The sequence below is a fragment of the Clostridium omnivorum genome, from assembly GCF_026012015.1.
Classification (GTDB): domain Bacteria; phylum Bacillota; class Clostridia; order Clostridiales; family Clostridiaceae; genus Clostridium_AX; species Clostridium_AX omnivorum.
This window is the reverse complement of the sequence record NZ_BRXR01000001.1, coordinates 1445109-1469759: the sequence shown is the minus strand read 5'-3', so window position 1 is coordinate 1469759 and position 24651 is coordinate 1445109. Positions and strand designations below refer to the sequence as shown.

General features: G+C 32.9%; 22 protein-coding genes. 15 read left to right on the top strand and 7 right to left on the bottom strand.

What is annotated here, in order from left to right; all coding sequences use genetic code 11:
* Positions 1-9: 9 nt before the first annotated feature.
* From bsdE14_RS06750 to bsdE14_RS06700, 11 genes are all read left to right on the top strand, one after another.
* Positions 10-1809 carry a vWA domain-containing protein gene (locus bsdE14_RS06750; protein ID WP_264849190.1) on the top strand — a complete coding sequence of 600 codons (1800 nt, stop codon included), beginning with the start codon at positions 10-12 and terminating at the stop codon, positions 1807-1809.
* Positions 1799-4603: a VWA domain-containing protein gene (locus bsdE14_RS06745; RefSeq protein WP_264849189.1), complete on the top strand. Its 2805-nt coding sequence runs from the start codon at positions 1799-1801 to the stop codon at positions 4601-4603. The genes bsdE14_RS06750 and bsdE14_RS06745 overlap by 11 nt, the downstream gene beginning before the upstream one ends.
* A gap of 52 nt (positions 4604-4655) precedes the next feature.
* Positions 4656-5732 (top strand): hypothetical protein, encoded by a 1077-nt coding sequence (locus tag bsdE14_RS06740; protein ID WP_264849188.1) that lies wholly within the window; start codon positions 4656-4658, stop codon positions 5730-5732.
* Between the two features lie 16 nt (positions 5733-5748).
* A complete protein-coding gene (locus tag bsdE14_RS06735; RefSeq protein ID WP_264849187.1) occupies positions 5749-5952 on the top strand; it encodes a zinc ribbon domain-containing protein in 204 nt (67 codons plus the stop codon).
* Positions 5953-6142: 190 nt separating this feature from the next.
* On the top strand, positions 6143-6565 hold the full coding sequence (locus tag bsdE14_RS06730) for a YjdF family protein (protein ID WP_264849186.1): 423 nt from the start codon (positions 6143-6145) through the stop codon (positions 6563-6565).
* 316 nt (positions 6566-6881) lie between these two features.
* A complete protein-coding gene (locus bsdE14_RS06725) occupies positions 6882-7112 on the top strand; it encodes a hypothetical protein (protein WP_264849185.1) in 231 nt (76 codons plus the stop codon).
* Positions 7113-7369: 257 nt separating this feature from the next.
* Positions 7370-7831: a DUF2569 domain-containing protein gene (locus bsdE14_RS06720; RefSeq protein ID WP_264849184.1), complete on the top strand. Its 462-nt coding sequence runs from the start codon at positions 7370-7372 to the stop codon at positions 7829-7831.
* 46 nt (positions 7832-7877) lie between these two features.
* Positions 7878-8390 (top strand): hypothetical protein, encoded by a 513-nt coding sequence (locus tag bsdE14_RS06715; RefSeq protein ID WP_264849183.1) that lies wholly within the window; start codon positions 7878-7880, stop codon positions 8388-8390.
* A gap of 58 nt (positions 8391-8448) precedes the next feature.
* Complete coding sequence (locus bsdE14_RS06710; RefSeq protein ID WP_264849182.1) at positions 8449-9675, top strand: alpha/beta hydrolase-fold protein; 1227 nt, start codon at positions 8449-8451, stop codon at positions 9673-9675.
* Between the two features lie 212 nt (positions 9676-9887).
* Positions 9888-10439 carry an RNA polymerase sigma factor gene (locus tag bsdE14_RS06705; protein WP_264849181.1) on the top strand — a complete coding sequence of 184 codons (552 nt, stop codon included), beginning with the start codon at positions 9888-9890 and terminating at the stop codon, positions 10437-10439.
* Positions 10436-11374 (top strand): zf-HC2 domain-containing protein, encoded by a 939-nt coding sequence (locus bsdE14_RS06700; RefSeq protein WP_264849180.1) that lies wholly within the window; start codon positions 10436-10438, stop codon positions 11372-11374. Before bsdE14_RS06705 ends, bsdE14_RS06700 begins: the two co-directional genes overlap by 4 nt.
* 96 nt (positions 11375-11470) lie before the next feature.
* On the opposite strand, the gene bsdE14_RS06695 is transcribed toward bsdE14_RS06700, so the two are convergent.
* The 6 genes from bsdE14_RS06695 to bsdE14_RS06670 all read right to left on the bottom strand — a co-directional run bounded on the left by bsdE14_RS06695 (position 11471) and on the right by bsdE14_RS06670 (position 18977).
* Positions 11471-13198, bottom strand: coding sequence for an FAD-binding oxidoreductase (locus tag bsdE14_RS06695; RefSeq protein ID WP_264849179.1), 1728 nt, complete (start codon positions 13196-13198; stop codon positions 11471-11473).
* A 23-nt stretch (positions 13199-13221) separates the two neighbouring features.
* A complete protein-coding gene (locus tag bsdE14_RS06690; protein ID WP_264849178.1) occupies positions 13222-14778 on the bottom strand; it encodes an FGGY-family carbohydrate kinase in 1557 nt (518 codons plus the stop codon).
* A complete protein-coding gene (locus bsdE14_RS06685) occupies positions 14775-15149 on the bottom strand; it encodes a DUF1667 domain-containing protein (protein WP_264849177.1) in 375 nt (124 codons plus the stop codon). Before bsdE14_RS06685 ends, bsdE14_RS06690 begins: the two co-directional genes overlap by 4 nt.
* Positions 15150-15175: 26 nt before the next feature.
* Positions 15176-16429, bottom strand: coding sequence for an NAD(P)/FAD-dependent oxidoreductase (locus bsdE14_RS06680; protein ID WP_264849176.1), 1254 nt, complete (start codon positions 16427-16429; stop codon positions 15176-15178).
* A 4-nt stretch (positions 16430-16433) separates the two neighbouring features.
* Positions 16434-18161: an NAD(P)/FAD-dependent oxidoreductase gene (locus tag bsdE14_RS06675; protein ID WP_264849175.1), complete on the bottom strand. Its 1728-nt coding sequence runs from the start codon at positions 18159-18161 to the stop codon at positions 16434-16436.
* Between the two features lie 93 nt (positions 18162-18254).
* Entirely contained in the window at positions 18255-18977 is a 723-nt protein-coding gene (locus bsdE14_RS06670; protein WP_264849174.1) for a GntR family transcriptional regulator, read from the bottom strand.
* Positions 18978-19258: 281 nt separating this feature from the next.
* On the opposite strand from bsdE14_RS06670, the gene coaD reads away from it, so the two are divergent.
* Positions 19259-19729 (top strand): pantetheine-phosphate adenylyltransferase, encoded by a 471-nt coding sequence (gene coaD / locus bsdE14_RS06665; protein WP_264849173.1) that lies wholly within the window; start codon positions 19259-19261, stop codon positions 19727-19729.
* A gap of 171 nt (positions 19730-19900) precedes the next feature.
* The gene (locus tag bsdE14_RS06660; RefSeq protein ID WP_264849172.1) at positions 19901-20845 is read left to right on the top strand and encodes a CPBP family intramembrane glutamic endopeptidase; all 945 of its coding nucleotides are present in this window, start codon (positions 19901-19903) and stop codon (positions 20843-20845) included.
* A 139-nt stretch (positions 20846-20984) separates the two neighbouring features.
* Here bsdE14_RS06660 and bsdE14_RS06655 read toward each other — a convergent pair whose 3' ends face one another.
* Complete coding sequence (locus bsdE14_RS06655) at positions 20985-22259, bottom strand: MFS transporter (RefSeq protein ID WP_264849171.1); 1275 nt, start codon at positions 22257-22259, stop codon at positions 20985-20987.
* 313 nt (positions 22260-22572) lie between these two features.
* Here bsdE14_RS06655 and bsdE14_RS06650 point away from each other — a divergent pair, with 313 nt between their 5' ends.
* Both bsdE14_RS06650 and bsdE14_RS06645 read left to right on the top strand, forming a co-directional pair.
* Positions 22573-23193, top strand: a complete 621-nt coding sequence (locus bsdE14_RS06650; RefSeq protein ID WP_264849170.1) for a cyclase family protein — start codon at positions 22573-22575, stop codon at positions 23191-23193.
* Positions 23194-23315: 122 nt separating this feature from the next.
* Entirely contained in the window at positions 23316-24608 is a 1293-nt protein-coding gene (locus bsdE14_RS06645) for an alpha-amylase family glycosyl hydrolase (RefSeq protein ID WP_264849169.1), read from the top strand.
* The last annotated feature ends 43 nt before the right edge of the window (positions 24609-24651 follow it).

Genomic DNA, 24651 nt, shown 5'->3' with positions numbered 1-24651 from the left:
GGTGATTTAATGAAGTTTACAAATCCATGGGCTTTTGGATTTTTAATTGCTATACCCCTAATAATTTTAATGTACATATTAAAACAAAAGTTTCAGGAAAGAGAAGTATCCAGCATTTTTTTGTGGGAACAGGTTTTAAAAGATATTGAAGTAAACACACCCTGGCAGAAACTTAAGAAAAATCTATTATTATTTATGCAGTTAGCAGCGGCTTTTCTTATAGTATTTGCACTTACAGACCCCTTTGTAATGCTTAAAGGGAAGAGCTTCGAGAGTGTGATCCTTGTACTTGATAATACGGGAAGTATGAATGCTGTATATGATAATAATTCTAGACTTGAAGAGGCTAAAAAAAGGGCTGAAAAGCTGGTGCGTTCTTTAAGTCAGGGGAGTAAGGTAAGTATAATAACTTCTGCTAAGGAGCAAAAGGTTGAAATAAGTGCTTCTTCAGATAAAAGTGCGGTTATAAGTAAAATAAAAAGTATAAAGTCCTCTAATACCTCTGGAAGTATGGAAGACAGCCTATCCTTTGTAAAATCTATGGCAAAGCAGTATGAAAATTATAGAGCAGTATTTTATACGGACAGCCCATTAGACATAAAGGGTATTAATGGACAGGTTGATAATGTATCCTCCTATGGAATAAATGTGAGTCTAGATTATATGTCTCACAGCAAAGATAATGATGGTATTAAGGCTATAGTAAGGATAAATAACAGAAGCAATAATTCTCAAACAAGAGATATATCTCTATATGGAGGAGATAAGCTCCTAAACATAAAGACTGTTGAGCTTAAACCTATGGAGGTAAAGACGGTGTATTTTGAAAAAATACCTGAAAATTCGGCTTATCTTTGGGCTGAGATTAATGAAAAGGATGCGCTTGCAGAGGATAATGTGGTTTATGACATAGTAAAACAGTCTAAAAATCAAAGAGTTTTGCTTGTTTCAGAAAAAAACATATTTATAGAAAAAATTCTTAGTGCAATTAATGGTATTGAACTATATAAAACCAATACAGATAATAAGCTTACTGAAAAATATGACTTGTACATATATGATGGAATAACTCCAAAGCAACTTCCAAAGGAAGGTGCCCTTCTATTTATTAATCCACAAGGCAATAATACTATGGTAAAGATAAATGGGGATATTGAAGGAGCTCAAGGAGAATTTGCAAAGCATTCAGTAACAAAGCTTTTAGATAAGGGCAGCTTTACTGTAGCTGAAATGAAAAGCATGGAACTTCCTTATTGGGGAAGTGAACTATTAAAGGTAAATGGGAAGACTGCTGCTTTTGTAGGTGAAGATAAAGGCAGGAATATAGCAGTTATAGGTTTTGATCTGCATAAGAGTGATTTTCCCTTAAATAATGAGTTCCCTATTTTTATGCATAACCTTATTTCATACATGGTAAATGGTGATTTTGAAAGAAAAACCGCTTATTATTGTGGTGATAGCGTTGACTTAAATCCAAGAGCGGAAACTACAGATCTAAAAGTACAGTTGCCAAATGGAAGTAACGATAAAGTGGAAATAAAATATCCGCTAAAGCCTTTTGAAAACACAATGCAAACAGGAGTATATAAAGTAACTGAAAAAGTAGGAGATAAGGACCAGATAGGTCTATTTGCGGTTAATTTTCCCACGGATAAGGAATCTGATATAAGTCTTCAGGGTAAGGCTTCTCAGAATATAGAAGTAAGCAATATTAGTAAAATTGGAGGATTAAATCTACAGCCTTATTTAATTATAGGAGTATTTATGCTGCTATTAGTAGAATGGATGGTGTATGCTTATGGCTATTAGCTTTTTGAGACCCTATTTCTTATTACTTCTGCCCTTTGCTATAGGAGTTATTTTATTTGGCGCAAAGAAATTATCCAAAATGCAAAGAGCTAGAAGAAGGCTAATAGTAGTTCTTAGAAATATTATTGTAATATTTCTTGTTCTAGCACTTTCAGCACCTAATATTCTTTGGACTGCAAATACCACCTCAACTGTATTTTTAGTAGATGCTTCAGACAGTACGCTAGCTTCAAGAACAAAAATTGAAGAGTTTATAAGAAACTCAATGCAGTATAAACCAGCAAAAGACAAGGTGGGGGTAGTAGCCTTTGGAGATAATGCCTTAATTGAAAATTTTATAGCAAAGAATAGTGCTTTTAGTAAGATTGAAACAAAACCAAATGGTACCTATACCAATATAGAAAATTCAATTACAGCAGCGCTTGCTTTAATGCCAGATAGCAGTAAAAAAAGAATAGTGCTTATAACTGATGGTGAAGAAAATGAGGGAAAAGCATCAAAGCTTGTGCCTTCACTTTTGGAGCAGGGTGTAGATTTAAAGGTTTATAAAATAGATAAGGTAGTTGGAAATGAGGTAGCTATTGACAGTGTTTCTGTACCGCAAAAACTTAATGTGGGTGAAGAATTTGGAGTGGTAATCAATATAACAAGTACAGTAAGTACTTCAGCAAAGATATCTCTTTTAAGTGGTAAGGAAAAGACAGCAGAGGAAAGGGTTCAGATAAATAAAGGAAGCAACAGATTTGTATTTAAGGATACTGCAAAGGAAGGTGGATTTAAAAGCTACAAGGTAGTTATTGAACCTGATGCTGATACAGAGCTTAAAAACAACGAGGCTTCAGCTTTTACTAATATAAAGGACAAACCAAGAATTTTAGTAATTGAGGATGCTAAAGGAGAGGCTGAGGAGCTTATAAAAATGCTTAAGGCCTCAGGTATGGATTACAATAAAATTGAGGCTGCAGCAGCGCCAAGAAATCTAGAGGAGCTCACAGCTTACAAATCAATTATAACTTGTAATGTTTCTGCAGAAAATCTAAACGAAGGCTTTCTAAACGCTTTGGATTCCTATGTAAAAGACTTTGGAGGTGGCTTTATAGCTACTGGGGGGGAAAACTCCTTTGCCTTAGGTGGATACTTTAAAACTACGCTTGAAAAAGTCTTGCCTGTAAACATGGATATGAAGGGTAAGAAGGAAATTCCAGAAATGGCTATGCTGCTTATTATTGATAAGTCAGGAAGTATGATGGATGGCAGCGGAGGTATTACAAAGCTAGATATAGCCAAGGAGGCTGCGGTTAGGACATTGGAATCTCTTAGACCTAAGGATCAAATTGGAGTGCTCACCTTTGACGATACCCTGTATTGGGTAGTTAAAATGAAAAAAGCAGAGGATAGAGACAAGATAAAAGATGATATTGGAACTATAAGGCCAGGGGGAGGTACAAGTATACTTCCAGCTTTAGATGAGGGCTATGAAGCATTAAAAAAGAGTTCTGCTAAAATAAAACATATAATTCTTCTTACTGATGGCCAGGCTGAAAGAGATGGCTATAATGATTTGATAGATAAAATTAAGAAGGATAATATTACTGTATCTACAGTAGCTGTTGGCGGTGATGCAGATAAAGTGCTGCTTGAGAACCTTGCAAAGAATGCTAGCGGAAGATTTTATAGTACCAGTGATATATCAAGTATTCCTAAGATATTTGCAAAAGAGACCTTTATGGCAGCTAAGGCATATTTAAATAATAGAGAATTTACTCCTGTAATAGCAGGAAATCACTCAATTATATCCGGAGTAGCAGAAGGGGGATTGCCACCACTGCTTGGATATATAGGAGCTTCCCCTAAAGATTCTGCAAAGGTAATACTAAAGAGTGACGAGGATGACCCAATACTTACAGTGTGGCAGTATGGTTTAGGTAAAACGGCTGCGTGGAACTCCGATATTAATGGGAAGTGGAGTGCTAATTATGTAGGCTGGGATAAGAATATGAAGCTATGGCAGAACATGATCAATTACACTGTAGAAAATTATGAAAGCGAAAATGCTGCTATTGAAGTAAATACAGAAGGAAGCAAGGGTGTTATAAACTTTACTGACAAGAATTCAAAGGAAGAAGTAGATACAAGAGCAGTAGTAGTTACTCCTTCTCTTCAAAATATGGAGATAAAGCTGTATCCAACAGCGCCAGGCAAGTATAGTGGAAGCTTTGATATAAAGGAGCCTGGTATATATATGGTGAAAGGAAGACAGCTTAAAGGTGAGGAAACCCTAAACGCTGTCACTACAGGACTTGCTCTTCAATATTCACCTGAATATAGAATAGCCTCAGAAAAGTCTTCTTTAGATAACTTAGTAAAGGAAGCAGGAGGCAGCTATATATCTAGTGCATCAGAGGCCTTTAAGGGAAGTCCTAAACACATACCAGGTAAAATTGATTTAACACCTTATCTCTTAGCACTAGCATTAATTTTGTTTGTTTTGGATATTGCCTTAAGACGGCTGAACATACCACTTCATAAGCTTCAGCGCTTTATGGAAGGAATAAGTGACAAATTAACCAGCTTAAGAAGATATAAAAGGAAAAAATCCAAAATAAAAATAGATAAGAAGCAATTAAGGAGCGAGGTACAAGAGAATATAGAAATTAATTCAGAAAAGGTGGAAAAAAAGAAAGAGCTTAAACCTAAAGTAAAGAGCAGTGAAGAGAAGCCTGATGAGGAAAAGGAAGAAAGTGTTTTAGATACCTCAGCATTACTTAAGAAAAAGCAAAATAGAAATAAGTGAAACTCTTATGTGTATGTAAAGCCAAAAATATATTGGTCAAAGGGGGAACCTTATGAAAGGTATTAAATTAACAGCAATACTTTTTGCTGTGACAATTACTTTTTCTGGTTGTTCTTTGGGACATAAAACTAAACAGACAGATTCTTCAAGCTTTGAGAACCTAACCATTACTCCTCATATGGAGGAACAAATTAAAGGCGATAAAAACATATTGTACTGCTCTACCTTTCAGCTTGCTTGGAATGAACTAAAAGATAACATAATAAAAGGTGATATAAGGCTTAGTGGAAGTGAACCTGGTATGGTTAAATATCTGAATAAAGAACTATCTACTAAGAAGGACCTATCAGATAAGGATTATGTTGCTATGGCTGGCTTTGGCAAAGACGAGATAGTTAAAAAGATTAATGATGAGTTAAAAAGCAAGTTTAAAGATCAGGCGCCAACAGTAGCAGAACAACTTAAGCAGGATGATATATTCGCCTATGCATTTCTCTATAAAAATTTAAAATTTCAAAATAAGTTTGAAAAATTAAAGCAGACAATAAGTTTTAGCGGTTCAACTGGAGTAAAAGGAGTAAAGGGCTTTGGAATCATAAAGTACAAAGATAGTACTAGTGCTAGAAAGGTTGCAGAGCAGGTAACTATATTGGATTACAAAAATGATAATGATTTTATAATAAAGTTAAAATCAAATTCTCCTAAGGATGAGATTATTCTAGCTAAATTAAAGCCAGAACAAACCTTACTTGAAACTATAAAAGCTGTAGAAGAAAGATCAAAAACCTCTAGTCAAAGTAATATAGCAGAAAATGATACTCTTCAAATACCCTGCTTTGATTTTAATATCGACCATAATTATACTGAGCTTTTGGATAAGCCATTAATGAACAGCGGTTTTGAGGACTATGAAATAGTTAAGGCTAAACAAAATGTACTGTTTAAGCTAAATGAAACAGGAGCAACTTTAAAATCTGAGGTAAAAATAACAATGACAAAAAGTGCACCAATGGTTACGCATAGGCTTGTTTTTGATAAACCCTTTTTATTAATGTTAAAGGAAAAGGATGCAGCATACCCTTACTTTGCTATTTGGGTACAAAATGCTGAGCTTTTAGTAAATAATTAAATAAAGGAGATTAGTCATGGAAAGACAAATTGAATGTTTGAGATGTAAAAGTCAAATGAATTATTTAAAGGAATACAGATTTGATTCACAGGATAATAATAGAGGAATATTAGGAGCTATATTTGATGTAGAAGAGCACCTTAGCTTTGAGATATATGTTTGTCCGAATTGCAGACATACTGAATTTTTCTACACTGGTTCTAGAGTGAGATTTGATTAATTATTAATTCTAGTGATTTTTAAATAAGTCTCTAGTATAATACAATATGGAGATAAAAACACAGTTCGGTTGGTAGTCCGAACCTGTAAGGATAGATACTTTGAGGTTTTTGTGTTTATTCTTGCAGCAGTAGCCTTCCCTCCTGGGTCGTCCGTTCTCTGTTGTAATTTGTATAACAGGAGGAGCAAAAATGAATAATATAGCTAGTATTAAGCTAACAGTTTTCTTTGAGGAACCTTTTTGGGTTGGGGTTTTCGAAAGATGCTATGGTGATAAGCTTGAAGTTGCTAAAATAACCTTTGGCGAAGAGCCTAAGGATTTTCAGGTATATGAGGTTGTCAATTCAAAATATTATTGTATATCTTTTAGCAGAGCAAGTTTAAAGGTAGAAGGCAGTGATAAAAAAGAAAACCCTAAAAGAATTCAAAGAAAAATAAAAAATGAAGTAAAAAGTGCTGGAATAGGTACAAAAGCTCAAACAGCTATGAAACTTGAAATGGAAGCAAAAAAGCTTGAGAGAAAAAAAGCCTCAAAAGAAATAGCTGAAGAAGAAAAAAGAAAAAAATATGAACAAAAACAGCAAAAGAAAAAGGAAAAGCATAGAGGACACTAACTTTTGCTAAACTAACTCATGGCACAAAAGCCATGAGTTTTATTTTTTATAAAAAAATAAATGGATGCAGTGGAATTTTTTACTTTTATAATATTTCATATAAAGGAATTTGTACTATTTAGTAGAATAATTATAGATGTATTAATTTATCTATAATTGGGGGTAATAATTTGTAAAACATTCCTACTTTTATTTTTTACTAAACTGAATAAACTATGTACAAATAAAATAAAAATAAAATGATAATTATTTTTTATGAGGATGGAATAAGCAAGAATGCATTATACTACATTCACAGCATAAAGGGGGAATTTATATGTCTTATGATATCAGAAAATTGTCTAAGGAAGAGGCAAGGGATCTAAGAGAAAAATTTGCTACTAAAAATAATACAAATTTAAATACAATAGTTGAAGGACTTCAAAATAATGGACTTGCTTCCATGAATGAAGAATTAGCAGTAGATGTTATAACAGAGCTCATAACTCTTGGAATAGATTTTGCTCATGAAGAAGAGGATGAAGTCCATAAAATATTAATCAAATAGTAGAAGATTAAAATAGCACTAATTTTAGCAATTTAGTGCTATTTTTTTTATTTTTAAAAATAGCTTTACATAAAATGGAGGAGTTTTAACTTATTGGTAGAATATTAAACTTTGCGTATTAATATGTAAAAAATATATTTAACTTTATGTTAGTAATAATTATTTGGGGCATATTCAAAAGAAATATATCTGCTGAATAAAAATAATTATTAGATTAGCACAAAGAGTTTGGTATTAATTGAAAAAGGGGGAAAACAATGAATCAACTTAAAAGAAATAATGTACAGAATTTAGAAATTGAAGGTATAGGGGGATGGCTCATTTTACTTGCATTCGGAATAGTAGGAAGCCCAATTGTGTATTTACTTACTTTTATAAGTACATTCATAAAGGTGTTTATTAATACAAATTTCACTATAATTTATGCTGCTAACAATACTTTAGCGATGGCTATTATTTTTGAACTAATAGGTTGTTTGATACTTTTTGCTTTTTCTAGTTACAACTTATTTTTATTTTTTAAAAAGAAGAATAAATTTCCTAAATATATGATTATATATTTTATCAGCAATTTATGTTTTCAAATTATAACTTTATTATTATCTTCACTACTTAATATTGAAGATAATAATAATATAGCTATGTCGTTTTTGATATCAGGAATTTGGTCACTATATTTAACCAAATCAGCTAGAGTAAAAAATACTTTTAAAAATTGACAGAGATTAGAAATATAAATATAGAAATTAAGGAGATAGAATACTTATGAGATTTATTATAAAAATGCTAATGAGAATCTTAGATAATGGTATTTATGAAGAACCTAAGCATCAGGAAAACGGAAGAATTATTTTAAAAATGAATACTATCTATGGAATTGTTGGTATTTTTTCAGTAATTGTTTCAATTGTAGTAACTATTATAGCATTTATAAGTGGAGCTTTTTCAAGTGAAGATTGGATATATGCTTTGATATTTATAGCATTGTTCGTTATATTAGGAGCTATTCTAATCTTGTACACAAGAAATACAAGAGTAGAAGCGGATTCTCAGGAAATATCATATACAGGCTTCAGTGGAGGTTCTAAAAAAATAAAATGGAAGTACGTTAAAAAAGTAAAATACAATAAATCGTCAAAGGAAATTACAGTAAGTGACGGCGAAACTAAGATAAAAATACACTTACATTACAAAGGACTTGGGAGCCTACTGAAACTTATGAAAGAAAATGTCCCAGAACGAATTTGTTGTGAAACCTTAAAGGAGCTAGGTATGTAATTAAATTGTTAAATATAGTTCAATATTTAGTTTTTAAGAATAGAGGTGAAAAACTAGTATGAAAAAATCAAAATTAAAAAGTAATAGTATCTATCAACTAGAAGAAAAAATCAAAAAGTATGGAAATAGTGCTATAGAGGAGTTTTTATCAAATTTGAAGAAAAGTGGTGCTCCAATAATAGAAGATATAGAAAATGATTGCGAAAATAATTTAGTTACTTTCATATATGAAGGCAATAAAGAATGCGCAAGTGTTTTGTTTGTGCCTGACATAGGCTTGGATAGATTTAAAGATAATTATAAAGATTTTAAAATGGAGAGACTAATGGAAACAGACCTTTGGTATATAACCTATGAAGTGAAAAATAACTTGAGATTTGTATATTATTTTTCACCAAATGATCCATTGGATGATAATTGGAACGATAGATTTTGCAGTAGAGTTAAGTATGATATATATTGTAAAAATCTATTGATTTTTAGTGAGGAAAGTCCAGAGGAGAAAGGTTCATATGTTATAATGCCAAAATCACAAGAAGATATTTGGTCTAAAGAAATAAAAGGTGTACCAAAGGGAAACCTAGAGGAGTATAAGTTTAAAAGTGAAAATTTAGCGGACAAGCATAGAATCAGGGTATATACACCTTATGGATATAATAAGTATGAAAAGCCATATGGATTTATGGTACTAAATGATGGTGATGATTATATAAGGCTTCTTTCTGCAATAGAAACCTTGAATAATCTTATAGCTTTTAAAAAGATAGCACCTATAGTAGCGATATTTATTGATTCTACAGAGAATAGAGGAAAAGAGCTTAAGTGTAATGATTCTTTTTGTAGGGTTGTTGCTAAAGAAATTATTCCATGGGTTAGACAAAGTTATAATATTACTGAAAGACCAGAAGATGCTATAATATGTGGGCTTAGTTTAGGAGGATTGACGGCAGCTTACTTAGGTTTGAAATATCCTGATACTTTTGGAAATGTGCTTTCTCAATCGGGCTACTTTTGCTATGAACCAGAGGGCTATAGCAGCATTAATGGGGATTGTTGGATTAGTACAAAGTTTAAGGAAACAAATAAGCTGTCACTTAAATTTTATTTAGATATGGGAGTTTTAGAAACTAAGTATAAAATTATTGATCCTAATATAAATTTAAGAGATGTTTTAATGGATAAAGGCTATAATGTTGATCTTCAATGGTTTAATGGAGGTCATGATTATTTATCTTGGGGAGAGACCTTAGCAAATGGACTGATTTCTCTTGTTGGGATAAAGTAGAGGAAGAAGTTGTTCATATTTTGATTATTTTTCTTATAGGTAGTATTTTCTAGAGAACCGGCTGAAAAGTTGGTTCTTTATAATTTTAATATTTTTTAACAAATAATAAAATTATTGAAACTTTTCCACATATTACTTCGTCTATATAGTGAAATGGGAAGCATAAATAATGAATTGTTGTGTGTTGCTTGATAAGGATGGTGTTATGCGAAGTGGAAGATTTGGAATTAGTGAAAAGTGTATTGAATGGCAATATAAACAGCTTTAATGAAATCATCTATAGATATGAGTCTTCAATATACAGGTTTATCTTAGCAATGGTTAAAGAACCAGAAGAAGCAAAGGATATAACTCAAGATGTTTTTATAACATTATATAATAAACTCTATACTTATAGAGGAAAAAGCAAGCTTTCTAGCTGGATTTATCAGATTGCTAGAAATAAGAGTATAGATTATATAAGAAGAAATAAAAGAATAATCAAGTTAAGTATTGAGGAAGCCTTTGATATTTCATCTAAGGAGCCTATGCCTGAACAGCACTTTGAGTTTAAAGAAACCAAGGAGGAATTGGAAAACTTCATAAAATGTTTAGATGATATTACTAGACAAATTATTATACTAAAAGGCTTAAATGAGGACATGAAGTTTTCCGATATAGCAGATATATTAAATGTAAATGTGTCTACTGTTAAAACAAAATATTATAGACTTTGGGATAAGTATAATAAGTATTTAGATGAAAAGAGGTGTAAAGCTTTATGAATTGCAGAACTTTTTCAAAATCATTAAAGGATTATATAGCTGGTGAACTATCAGAGGATGTTAATGAAGCTATGGAAAAACATATGAGTAAATGTGAAAAGTGCAGTATGGCCTACGAGATGGAGTACGGGTCATATAAAGCAATAAATGGTATGGCTTTTTCACAGAATGATAGCTTTACAAGCTCAAGATATGAAATATTACAAAGTATAGATAAGGAAAGGTATAATAAGAGTTTTATGAATAAGTTAGGCTTTTATATGAAAAGAAATTCTTTTAAGTATGCTTTAGGGGCAGCCGCAGTTATTGCAATAATATTTTTATCTTCACTAGCAATAAGTCAATTCAAGAACCTAGATATAATTGGCGGACCACATGTTGAAGATGTACCAAAAACTAATACGAATGTAGAGAAGAACACATCACCTGCTGGTTCAAATGAGAATAATGGAACTGCTTCTAACACCAAAGATACACCTGTAACTAATTCCAAGGATGTACCTGCGGCAAATACAAATACAAAAGGAACATCTACAGAAAACCCTACTCAAGAGATAAAATCTAATAATGAGGTCAAACAAAATTTTATTTATAATAATAATAAGCTTGGCATTTCCTTTACCTTACCTGCAAGCTGGAGTGGAAAGTATACTATTAAGGAAGCAAGTGAAGGTATAAATATTTTTTTCAAACCCACTGAAGCTGTGCCGGAGGGGTCAGGACTAATTTTCTGCATAGCTAAGGAAGTACCTAATGCTGATGAACCTTTATATAAAGTAGGAAATCAAAAAAATATTGTGGCAAAAGGAATTTCCTACGTTGTTGATGGGCCAAGAGATATAGGGTTTCCACCAGAGCATAAAGAGTATAATGATTATAAAAAACTTCAAGCGGATGTACCTAATGTTGTAAAAACTATAAAAGTAGTTAAATAATATAAAAGAATGCTTCATATTTTAAATGTATGAAGTATTCTTTTATAGTTTAACGATTTTTGTAAGTATATAATGAATTCATAGAGGTTATTTATATTATTCTTTTACAAATCTTTTGTCTTCAGCTTTAAGATCTAAACCAAGAGTTCCACCTGGGTTCATAATGTTATTAGGATCAAAGTGATTTTTTAGTGATCTAAATACATCCATTTGATTTTTGCCAATTTGAGCTTCAAGCCAAGGGGCTGTCATTTTACCAATGCCGTGATGGTGGCTCATTGCAGCTCCGTACTTTTGAATATTATCTAATATGCCGTATTGATAATTAAGATATTCGTCAATTGTATTCATCTTTGCAATAAAGATAAAATAAAGGTTAGCTCCTTGAGGGTATACGTGGGACATATGAGTCATACATATGGTATTTGGCCTGCTCTTGCAGTAGCTTCTTACTCCTGCATGAACCTCTTTCATGGTATCCCAAGTTACGCTGCATTCCAGAGTATCAATCATTAACCCGTAGTCCTGCAAATCTTCTCTCATATATGGATCTTTAAACCGGCCTTTTTCCCAGCCCTTAGTTACATAACCAGTGGTATACATAGCACCATGGATTTTACAGATTTTATGCACATTTCTTTTGATTACTTTTGTAAAGGCACTTTCTCCATCAGTAAAACCAAGAAACATGCATCTTTCGCCGGATTTATATCCTTTTGCATTTAGAGCTTTGTCTATGACAGTACCTTCCACACCATACAGCTTCATCATTACATCAGTTTCTTCAGGATCAGAAAGCCTAAAAACAGAAGGATATCCAAACTGTCCCTGCATTATTTCTCTTGCAGCATCTAGAGCCTCGTCCCAAGTCTTAAACATGTAGCTGAAGCGCCTTTGATTTTCAGGCATATATCTAAATATCTTTAAGGTAGCAGAAATAAGCACTCCAAAGGCACCTTCGCTCCCCATCATTATTTCATCAATGGAAGGGCCAGTAGCCTGAGCAGGATAAGCTTCAGTCTTTATAATGCCTGCAGGGGTTACATATTCCTGGCTGACAACTATATCTTCAATTTTTCCAAAGTAGGTAGAGTTTTGCCCTGCTCCTCTTGTTACAACCCAGCCACCTACACAGGAATACTCAAAGGATTGAGGAAAGTGGCCGCAAGTATAGGCTCTCTTTGCATTAAATAAGCTCTTTGCATTATTAAGAGTCTTCTCTAGGTCAGGACCAGACATGCCAGCTTCTACAGTAATAGTTTGGTTTGTCTCATTAAATTCAATAACTTTATTCATATGTACTCTCATATCTAGAGAAATTCCACCGTTAATGCATTCCACGCCTCTGGTAACAGAGGAGCCTCCGCCGTATACATAGACAGGAATTTTTTCTTCATTACAAAAGCTTACTATTTTTATTATGTCTTCTTTGTTTCTCGGGTGAATTACAAGGTCAGGGATATTTTCAACTATTCCTTCTCTAAGCCTCATAAGGTCAAGCATTGTTTTACCGTAAGCTATTTGGAGCCTGGAATAGTTGTCACTCTTTACATTTTCATTTCCAACTATATTTTTAAAGGTATTTATCTGCTGCTCTGAAAGGTTAATCTTCCTATCAAAGTCTACTTTTTCCAAGCCCATTTTTTCAGTGGTTTTGAAATCCTCATCTGTCATATTAAAAGTCTTTTTCATTAATTTATAGAGCCCTTGATTTGGATGCTTAAACTCTTTAGGATCTCCCCATTTTAATATAGATCTATAAGAATTTTCAGGTGGTGCTTCTTCATACCATTTAGGACAATATTCAGTTTCTTTTTTACCCATAATAAAATCCCCCATTTATAATATTAAAATTCAGGATAATTCAATATCTGCTGTATTTCTGTATATAATGAACTTAGTTTTGGATATATCCTTTTGTATACTCTTTCATAGAGCTTTCTATATATTTCAGAATTAGCTTTATCGGGTTCAAAAATATGGCAGTGATGGACCATATTTTTAACAGCCTCCTGGTAAGAATTATAAATGCCTGTACCTACAAAGCCATTTATTGCTGCGCCAAGGCCAGAAGTCTCATAGGTCTGCCCCCTATATACAGGTCTATTGAACATATCCGCTGTTATTTGGCATATTCCATCACTTTGGGAGCCGCCGCCAGATACCATTATTCTCTCCACATGGGTGCTTGACTTTTTTTCTATTTTTTCTACACCATCTAATAGTGCATAGTTTATTCCTTCAATAATTGCCCTATATATGTGAGCTCTAGTATGCACATCACCAAAGCCAATAATCGCTCCTTTAGCTTCAGGCATCTTTAGACCAGGTCCCCAAAAGGGTTGAAGAATAAGACCGTAGGAACCAGGGGGGACTTCATTTAATCTCTCATTTAGTAAAACTTCAGGAGGTATATTTTTTTCAGAGGCTTCAAGCATTTCTCTTGTGCCAAACTCTTTTTTAAACCAGCTAATCATCCAGTAGCCGCGGAATATTTCAACTTCTGGATTATAACAGTCTGGAATTAGAGATGGATAAGCGGGCAGGAACTTTAGAGGCTCAAAATACTTATGGGAGGTTGTTTGAACAGTAGCAGTTGTTCCAAAGCTTAGACTAGCACTGCTAGTGTCTACACAGCCAACACCAAGTGTTTCACAGCCCTTATCGGAACCGGAGGCAATAACAGCAGTTCCTTCATTTATGCCAGTTAAATTAGATACCTCCATTGATATTTTTCCTATAGTAGCGCCTGGACTTACGAGTTCAGGCAATTTTTCTCTTTCCACTCCAAATACAGAATATCTATAATTGCTTTCATGTTCCGGCCAGCATTTATTTTTGTAATCAAAGGGAATATGGCCTATTTGATTCGCTATAGAATCCACCATACATCCTGTAAGCTTAAAGGTGAGATAGCCAGATAAAAGCATATATTTACAGGTCTTTTTCCAGAGCTTTGGTTGGTTTTCCTTAATCCAATTAGCTTTACTCTTTTTTCTTGTAATCTCTACTGCCCTATTCATACCTATTGCCGAAAACATCATATTGTCTTTTAAAGGAAGACTTTTGCTGCATTTGGCCATACGCTGATCAAGCCAAATTATTGCAGGCCTTAAGGGATTTCCATGTGCATCAATATTTATTCCAGTATCCCTAAGGGTAGTTATACTAACTCCTATTATCCTGTTCCAAATTCCAGCTTGTTTTTCTTTTAAGCTTTTACAGGCTTCACAGAGTTTTTCCCAGTAGATATCTGCATGTTGTTCTGCATAACCTGGATAATTTGAAAAATAAGGCTCTATTTCTATCTTTACTTTATCTATAAGGCTGCCCTTCGTATCAAAAATAATTGCTCTTACACTTTGAGTACCGCAGTCTATTACAAGGAATAACTCCTCCCTCACAATGATTCCTCCTCTAAAAAGTAATACATATCTGAGGTGGAAATAACATTCACACCAGTATCAAGAATATTTGAAACCACAACTTCCCCGCTGTGATAAAGTCTTTCTATTTTTATCTTATTAAGCACCTGCATTGCTGCAAAAACATCTTTTAGTGGTATTTCACCATCAGTCCTTACAGGCAGTCTAGGAAGCTTTTTAAAAGTTGTTTTTACTGTTGTACATAAGCTTCTCTTAGGATCAGTAATCTCAGATATAGCAAAGTCTATACCCCTTTTGCATTTGTTCCCATTTACATGCCAGGTGTTCTCTAACTTTTCTACAGTAAGAGAGCAGCCATTAGGACATACAATACAGGTGAAATTTTGCATTGCTATTCCTCCATATATACAATCTATTAAGCCATAATTAACTCGATGAACTGTTCATTTTTTAGGTCTACTCCAGACAAGTCTAATTTAATCCTTTCCATTTCAGGCGGTTTTATTTTCAGGTAGTTTTTATTGTATAGGATTTTGCTTCCACATTTTATGGTTACTGATGTGTTTTCTCTTATATCCTTTGATCTAAAGTAAATTACCACTTCACCATCTGCAGTTTTATTAATAAATTGAGGAACCACATAAAGAAAGTCATCTTTAGGAGCTTTAATAGGAATGAGTTCTCTTGAAAGGTTATCCTTTGAGTATTTAGCAGCGTTAGCACCAGCCAATTTACCGCTCTCAGAAACGTAATCTACTAGGTCATTTACATGAAGTACATTTCCACAGGAAAAAACACCTTCTTTTAGTGTCATAAAGTTTTCATCAACATAAGGCCCTTTAGTACTAGAGTCTAAAGCAATTTCAAGGGCTTCCGAAATTTCATTTTCAGGTATTAAACCCACGGATAAAATTATTCCATCACACTTAATTGTCTCTTCAGTGCCTTTAATAGGATTCATATTTTCATCTAAACTAACTATCTCAGCTGCTTCAATTCTATCCGTTCCAAATACTCTTGTAATAGTTTTAGAGAGATAGAGAGGAATAGAATAGTCATTAAGGCATTGGACAATATTTCTAGTAAGGCCTGAAGGTGAAGGCTTAGCTTCATATACTCCTAGTACCTCGGCGCCTTCCAGTTTAAGTCTTCTAGCCATAATAAGACCTATATCACCACTGCCAAGTATAATACATTTTTTACAGGGTAGATAACCGGCTATATTTACAAAAAATTGTGCAGTACCAGCTGTAAGTATTCCTGCGGGCCTTGTTCCATTTATAAAGATTTGCTTTGAGGTTCTTTCTCTACAGCCGTTAGCTAAAACAAGGGTTTTACTTGAAATTTGAAAAACTGCACTCTCTGAATTTACAAGGGTAACTACAAATTTATTTTCAGCCTCTTCTACTTTAATAACAAAGGTAGAAGTGAGTATTTTAATATCAGCCTCTTTTACCATTTTAATAAATCTCTCTGCATATTCTGGTCCAGAAAGCTTTTCTTTAAATTGAATTAGGCCAAAGCCATCGTGAATACATTGCTTAAGTATTCCACCTGGGTGGGCTTCTCTTTCAACTATAAGAGTACTTGCACCATTTTCTTTTGCTGATAATGCTGCAGCAAGCCCTGCAGGTCCTCCGCCTATTACCAAGACATCATAGCATTCCATAAACTCACTCCTTAAGATATGCTTCATCAGCTTTTGTTTCTTTCAAGAGTATATTTGATTTTCCGCCTAGCTTAGTAATTTCAGTCATTTCCTTTCCACTTTCTTCATGAATAATATTCATAACTAGAGGCAGGCAAAAGCCACCTTGGCAGCGTCCCATACCGGCCCTCACTCTTCGCTTTATTCCATCTACAGTAGTAGCTGGAATAGGTGAATTTATAGCGGATATTATTTCACCCTTGCTAATTTCCTCACATCTGCAAATAATTTCACCAAAGCTTGGATTGTTTTTAATTATCTTGCTTCTTTCTTCAAAGCTCATGGAAGATAAGTCTGGAATGCTCTTTCTAATTGGATTCCAGTGCTCTTTTGGTTTTACTTCCATAGTTTTGGCTAGAGTTTCACAAGTTAATCTTTCAATCTCCTCAGCTATAGCAGGAGCTGAGGCAAAGCCAGGTGATTGAATTCCGGCAGCATGAATTAGATTTTTCACGTATTCGGATTTTTCTATTATAAAATCCTCCTCGTAGGTGGCAGCTCTCGTTCCTGAACAGTAGGTTATTACATCAGAGCGGCTTAGTCCATTAACAAGCGGTAAAAATTTATTTAATATATTATCAATATTTCTTTTATTAGTGCTAAAATCTTCTTTATACGGCTGTTCGTAAGCGTCAGGACCTAAAAGAATGTTGCCGTCAATGGTCTTTACAACGCCGCCTCCTTTGGTGTCAGTTTTAGCAAGGGTCAGTGTGGGCATTGCAATTACGGAATTAATAAGATGACCCTTTTTTTTATCAAGGAACACAATCTCACCTTTTCTAGGATGAATAGTAAAAAATTGATCTCCAGCCATATTAGCAATAGAATCTGAAAAAACTCCTGATGCATTTACAACTATCTTAGGATAAATGGTTCCTCTATTGGTCATCACCTTTATAATATTCTGGTTTTCCATGTGCATAGCCTTCACTATCGTATTTAAACACACCTCAGCACCATTCATTACAGCATTTTCAGCATAAGCTAAAGTCATTTTATAAGGAGAAGTAACTGCAGTAGAATTAAAATGAACAGCACCTTCAATATTATTGGTTATATTTTTTTCAAGACACATAACTTCTTTCTTTGATAGAAATTGGACACCTGGAACGCCTACATTCTTTGCTCTAGACATAATTACTGGACTCAAGAGCTTAACCCACTTTTTATCAAATAATATATTTGAACCAAGGCGGTTAATTGGAACATTAAGCTCCTCAGCTATTTTCGTGTACATAGCATTGCCTTTAACATTAAATTTTGAACGTTTTGATCCGGGTTTTGGCTCTATGCCAGGATGAATCATACCATCATTTCTAGAGGAAGTCTGCATTGCCAGGTCTTCTTCTTTTTCAAGTAGGAGTATAGATATATCCCATTTTGAAAGTTCTCTAGCAATAGAGGCACCAATTATACCACCACCGATAATAAGTACATCAACTTTTTTTCCTTCCAGATAATTATCTTTTATCAATGGTTCTTTAACTTTAGGAAGTAATAAATTTGATACTTCTAATCTGTTTACCACTCCCTTATACCCATGCTTTGCAGAAAATTTACCTGCTTTTATAGCATCATCCCAAGTAGCAACCATGCCTTCAAGTATAATGGATGAATGCCATTCCCTGCATTCAATATTCTTTGAGATTTTTTTCTGAAGAGTATTATTGATGTAATTTAAAGATTTACTCATATACTGCTCCTTTTAAGTTATATGGTCGTCCGGACATCTTAATGTATTATATGCTTGCAGAATACAATAATAGTATTTATTTAGAAAAATAAATTACATACTAGCTAGAGAAAAGGAATAGATGTTCCAAGGGGCTACAAAATTAATATAGAAAAAACATTCCTTAATACCATTAACATATACCCATCGTTCCATATCAAGCACTAATTCATTTTTCTTGAGATTTAGTTCAACTCTTTCGGAGATTGAAGCAGCTCTGGATATGATAGTTTGTTCAATTTTGGTTATATCTTTTTTTAAATCTTGGATTATAATCTTAGCGATGGAGCCTGTTAAATCAAAGGAGGCGCTTTGCTCCTCAAAGCTTTTATGGAAGTAGGAAGTTTCTAATGCTATTGGGTTATTATCAACATATCGTATTCTCCTAATATAAAAGCAAGGAGCTGCATTTTTCCACTTTAGCTTATGCAGTAATTTTTTATCTGGAGTAATCAGTTTTTTCTCCATTAATAAGTTTTTCTCAAGAAAACCCTTGGCTTTTAATGAATAGGTAAGACTAATAAGGGGCTCAAAGCCTGATGAAACCTTATTACGTGCTACAAAAGTACCTATTCCTTGCTTTTTATATAAATAGCCCTCATTTACAAGCTGTGATATAGCTTCCCTAACAGTGGCTCGTCCAACATTATATTGAAGCATCAGGTCCTTCTCAGTAGGAATTTTAGAATCTATTTTGTAGCAGCCTTGTTTTATTTTTTTCATTATTTCATCTCTGATTTGAATGTAGAGAGGTATATGATTACTTTTATCTAACATACATAGCACACTCCTAACCATAATTTTTTATATTTATAAATATGTGTAATAAGTTAAATTTATTTTTAAAATATAAATTGAAATTAGACTAGAAGGTGGAAATGCTATAAATTATCATCTATAATATACAATATACTAGAAAATTGTTGCTTTACATAAATGAGTAACTCAGTTGTTCGACTGAAAGGAGGTAAATGTCCTAAATGGACATTTACGGGTAACTTGCTGGTGGGAACCAGCACGAATAAGTTACCCAGTGTTTCGACTGAAAGGAGAAAAAAATGACAACAGCTATATATGCGGGTTCTTTCGATCCCTTTACTATTGGACACTTAAGTGTGTTAAAGGAAGCAAGCTGCTTATTTGATAAAATAATTGTTGCAATTGCTGACAATCCTGATAAAAGGCGTAGAATTAACTCAGACCTAATGCTCAAAGGAATTCAGAAGTCAGTTAATGAATTAGACTTTGGCCTAAAAATCCAAGTAATAAAGTTTGATGGTTTAATTGCAGATTTAGCAGAAAAAGAACATACTAAATACTTAATTCGTGGAATAAGGAATGGAATTGACTATGAATACGAAGAAAATCTTGCAAAAATAAATGAATCTTTTGGGTTAAAGACTATTTATATCAGAGCGGGATATTTAAGCCATGTTAGCTCCTCAATGGTTATGGAACTATACAAATATGGAAGAGATATATCTCAATATGTTCCGGCTCCAGTAATTGAAGCTATAAAACTTAGCTAAATAGAAAATAACAAAAAATCATTATTACCGTTCATATCACATGAATGGTAATTTTTTTGTGTTAAATTATATTTTTTTGTTTAACAGCAATTGGAATAATGTTAAAATATAAAATGTAAGTTGTTTTACATAAATGGTAACATTTAGAATTTAACTAAAAGGGGGGATTTTATGGCAAATGTGTTTAAAAACAAAAGTAATGAGGTAAGATCAGGCTGGAAAATTGCTGGAGTAATTTCACTAAGCTCTATCATGGAGTTTATTCCCATGTTTGTATTTGGAATAATAAGTTCTATATACATTATGGCCAGTAGTAAGGGGTCAGCACTAAGCACTACTGAGGTTAGTAATAAGCTATATGATTTTATGCAAAAAAGTACCTACGGCTTTTTATTTACCAATACTATAAGTTTTATATGTATGTTTTTAACTCTTTTTATATTTTTAAAGCATGTGGATAAAAAGAAATTCAAAGATATAGGTTTGATATCAGTTAAAAAAGGGTGTAAAGAACTCATTTTCGGATTATTGCTTGGACTTATATCTATGTCTGTAATATTCTTTGTATTACTTGGGACTAAGAATATTACAGTTGAAAATTTAAGCAGTCTTAATTTCTCAAAGGACATATGGCTAGGGTTAATAGTTTTCATAATGGTAGGAATTAAAGAAGAACTGCTATCAAGAGGATATTGCATAACTGCATTTAACCAAATGAAAAAACCTTGGCTGTCTATAATACTATCTTCAATATTATTTTCAGCCTTACATTTATTAAATCCTAATGTAAAACCACTAGGGCTAATAAATATAATATTGCTTGGAGTATTATTTGGATATATGTATGTTAAAACTAATAATTTATGGATGCCAATTGGCTATCATATAGCCTGGAACTATTTTCAAGGCTGTATATATGGTTTCAATGTAAGTGGATTAAATATTAAGGGGCTATTTAATCTTAGTGCTATGAAAGATAATATCTTAACTGGCGGAACTTTTGGGCCTGAGGCGGGTATTTTAACTACTATAGTAATGGCACTAGGAATGTTAATCCTGTGGAAAATGCCTAGTGTTAAAAAATCAGAAGAGGATTATTTAGAAACTAGTGTATAACTGGTGATGTTGTAAAAGTATCTCCTCTTGATAGGTCTGACTTTGTAGCCGTAAGAAGAGTATTTTAAACCATATTTATTTATAATAGAAGTAGAGAAGGCGCTGGCAGATTGCTGGCGCCTTTAGCCATTCTAGGTGATTATAAATTAACGATTTTCTTAACACTAGATAGGGTTGAAAGATAGGCAAACAGCAATAGAAATGCTATATAATCTGCGCAAATGATCATATTCATTCTTAGCTTTTCACCAAGGATACCAGCTAGAATCATTCCTAAAGGCATCAGAGCTGAGGCTAGGGTATTTTTAAAGGCAAATACTTTTGATCTGATATTTGAAGGTACAAATAGCTGTATGCTTGATTGGATTATAGAGCTTAGCACTGCTATACAAAACCCGTCTACAAAGAACATAACAGATATTAAATATAAGTTTAATGTTAATGAATAGATTATCATGGTAATTGAAAGTATACTACCACTAGCAATTAGCGCAAAAAATCTCTTTTCTCTTTTTATCTCTATTATTGATAAATATGTAAAACCTAAAAACATACCAAAGGTGTTAATAGCCATTGCTATTCCATAAAAACCAATTCCAAGAGAATTATTTGATCTAAACCAAGGCATTGTTAAGGTCATTGACATGGAAGCACAGAAGTTAAAGAAGCACATAGTGATTAAGAGACTCTTAAGACCTTTTGACTTTTTAACAAAATTCATACCCAGTTTTAAATCGTTAAAAAAGCTTATATTTTTAGCTTCCTGTGGAATAGTGGGGATTTTCGCAAACCCTGTACAAAAGGCTGAAAATAGAAAACTTAGACCATTAAAAATAAATAATATTGGGGCACCTAACATTTGAACTAAAAAGCCACCAAATGCATTTCCGACTATTTCATTTCCGGTACTTGCTAAAGAAAAAATAGAAGTTCCTTTTAGTATTTTAGACTTTGGAATAATATCAGGTATAGATGAATCAATTGAAGGGTTAAAAAAGGAACTGCATAATCCCATAATAATTCCTGATATTAATATCATCCATACTTGTAAATGCCCTTTAAGTGCAAGAAGTCCAATAATAAGTATTGAGATACCTCTAAGAATATCAGCAGCAATTAATATTTTTCTTCTATCATGCCTATCTATAAAAGTTCCTGCTAGAGGAGAAATAAAAATACTTGGAATAATAGTGGATGTCATAAGTATTCCCATTAATGTGATGGAGCCAGTATTAACAAGAATCCAAAAACGAAGAGCCATGTCGTAAATATTGTCACCAAATACAGATACTATTTGTCCTTGAAGCAGCAGCACAAAATCTTTATTCCAAAGTTTTTCTTTTAAATCAGTATTTTTTTCCAATTTGTCCATTGAAACTAGGCTATTAGATGTTAATTCAAGATCTTTTTCCATAATATTCATACCTCCTAAAATATATTAGTTGGGTGCAAAAAAATAATAAGCAAGGTTAGCCGCAGCTAACTTTGCTTATTAAATCCGATCTCTCATCAATTAAAGATAAGAGAAGTATTATTAATTTATATAATTTTGTTACACAATATTGAAATATAAGCATATTTATGTAACTGTTTATATAATAGCATATAATACAAGTAAAAGCAAATATAAATGATATTACATAGTTTGTAATAATGTGGTATTGTATTAGAAGAGTTACGAGAAAGTAGAAAGAAAATATGTTTTGATTTAGGGAGATGTAATCAAAATGATAATAGATTTGACTATGGAAATAACTAGTATGATGCCTGTATATCCTGGAGATGATTTGGTGAAGCTTCAAGAAATAAAGAGTTTTGAAAAGGATGGCTATTGTAATCATAGATTTGAGACAGGCATGCATATAGGAACACATCTAGATGGGCCAATGCATATGACTAATAGCAAGCTGTATATTTCTGATATAAAACTTGATAATTTAATAGGAAAAGGGGTTTTAATAAATTGTAAGGATGTAGATATAATTGACTATGAAAATGGGTATGAGGAATTGATTAATGAAGGGTGCATTGTGGCAATAAATACAGGGCACTCAAAGAACTTTCATAGTGAAGATTATTTTGATAAACACCCTGTAATGACAAAGGCCTTTGCAGAGTTATTAATAAGAAAAAAAGTAAAGGCTGTTTGCGTAGACTTGCCATCACCAGATATGTATCCTTTTGATATACATAAAATGTTGCTGAATAGCGGCATATTTATTGGAGAAAATCTAGTTAATTTAGAAAGATTAGAGGAGTTAATGGACTTTGAAATATTTATTGTGCCGCTAAACATAAGGGCAGATGGAGCAATGGCAAGAATATTTGGTAGAACCTTAGATGAATAGATCATAAAAAAATCTTTACGGGAGCAGCTACTTGAAGTACAATAAGTATAAAATAGTTGTTCTATTTTTTTTACCAAGTTGTGCACTCGTTTGCACAGTATATGATGTTAAGGGGTGGTATTATGGCTAAAAACACTGATGTAAAATTAAGAAACCAAATTATGTATTCTGTGTATGTAAGAAATCATGGGAATAACGGTACTTTTAAAGATGTTGAAGCTGATTTAGAGAGAATAAAATCCTTAGGAACTGATATTGTATGGTTTATGCCAATTCATCCTATTGGAGTAAAAAATAAAAAGGGTACTCTTGGCTGCCCATACGCAATAAAAAATTATAGAGAGGTAAATCCTGAATATGGTACACTAGAAGATTTTAAGTTAGTAATCAGTAAAATACATGCGCTAGGAATGAAGTGTATTATAGATGTAGTTTACAACCATACCTCGCCAGATTCATGGCTAGTAGAAAATCATCCAGAATTTTTTTATAAAAAGCCAAACGGAAATATGGGGAACAAAGTTGGTGACTGGACTGATATCGTAGACCTAGACTACAACAATAAAGAATTATGGAATTATCAAATTGAAACACTTAAATATTGGACAAGTCTTGGAGTGGATGGCTTTAGATGTGATGTTGCATCACTTGTGCCATTAGATTTTTGGCTTAAGGCTAGAGAAGAGGTTGCTAAGATAAATCCAAATGCCATATGGTTATCTGAAAGTGTTCATCCAAGCTTCTTATTATTAATGAGAGAAAATGGCTTTGTAGGATTGTCTGATAGTGAAATATATCAGGCTTTTGACATGGCTTATGATTATGATGTCAATGATGAATACTTAGGATACTTAAATGGTAAGCTGTCTCTTAAAGATTATATTAAAAGAGTAGCTATTCAAGAGTCAATCTATCCAAATAATTATGTAAAACTAAGATTCTTAGAAAATCACGATCAGCCAAGGGCAAAAAAACTTATTGAGGATGAAGAAACATTAAGAATTTGGACAGGTTTTATGTATTTCCAAAAGGGATGTACATTATTATATGCAGGTCAGGAAGCCCAGGATTCTAATACTCCAAGCTTGTTTGAAATTGATAAAGTTAACTGGAAGAGCATGAAAGAGGACTTTGTAAGTTTACTAAAAGCTCTTGGAACAATAAAGAAAAAGGAAATTATGGCAAAGGGTTTTTATGAAATTTATGCAGATGAAGATAAGGATGTAGTTGTTGCATCATATAAAATGGAAAGTAAAAAGCTTATTGGGGTATTCAATGTAGGTAAAGCTCAGGGAGATATAATTATAAAAGTAGAGGATGGAGAATATACAAACCTTGTAGATAATACAATAATTAGTGTTAAAGATGGAAGATTAAAGCTTCTGAACAAAGCGATGATTTTTGAAGCTGTTTAGAAAATTTTTAATTTAAAACATTATAAAACTGTGAAAATTTTGC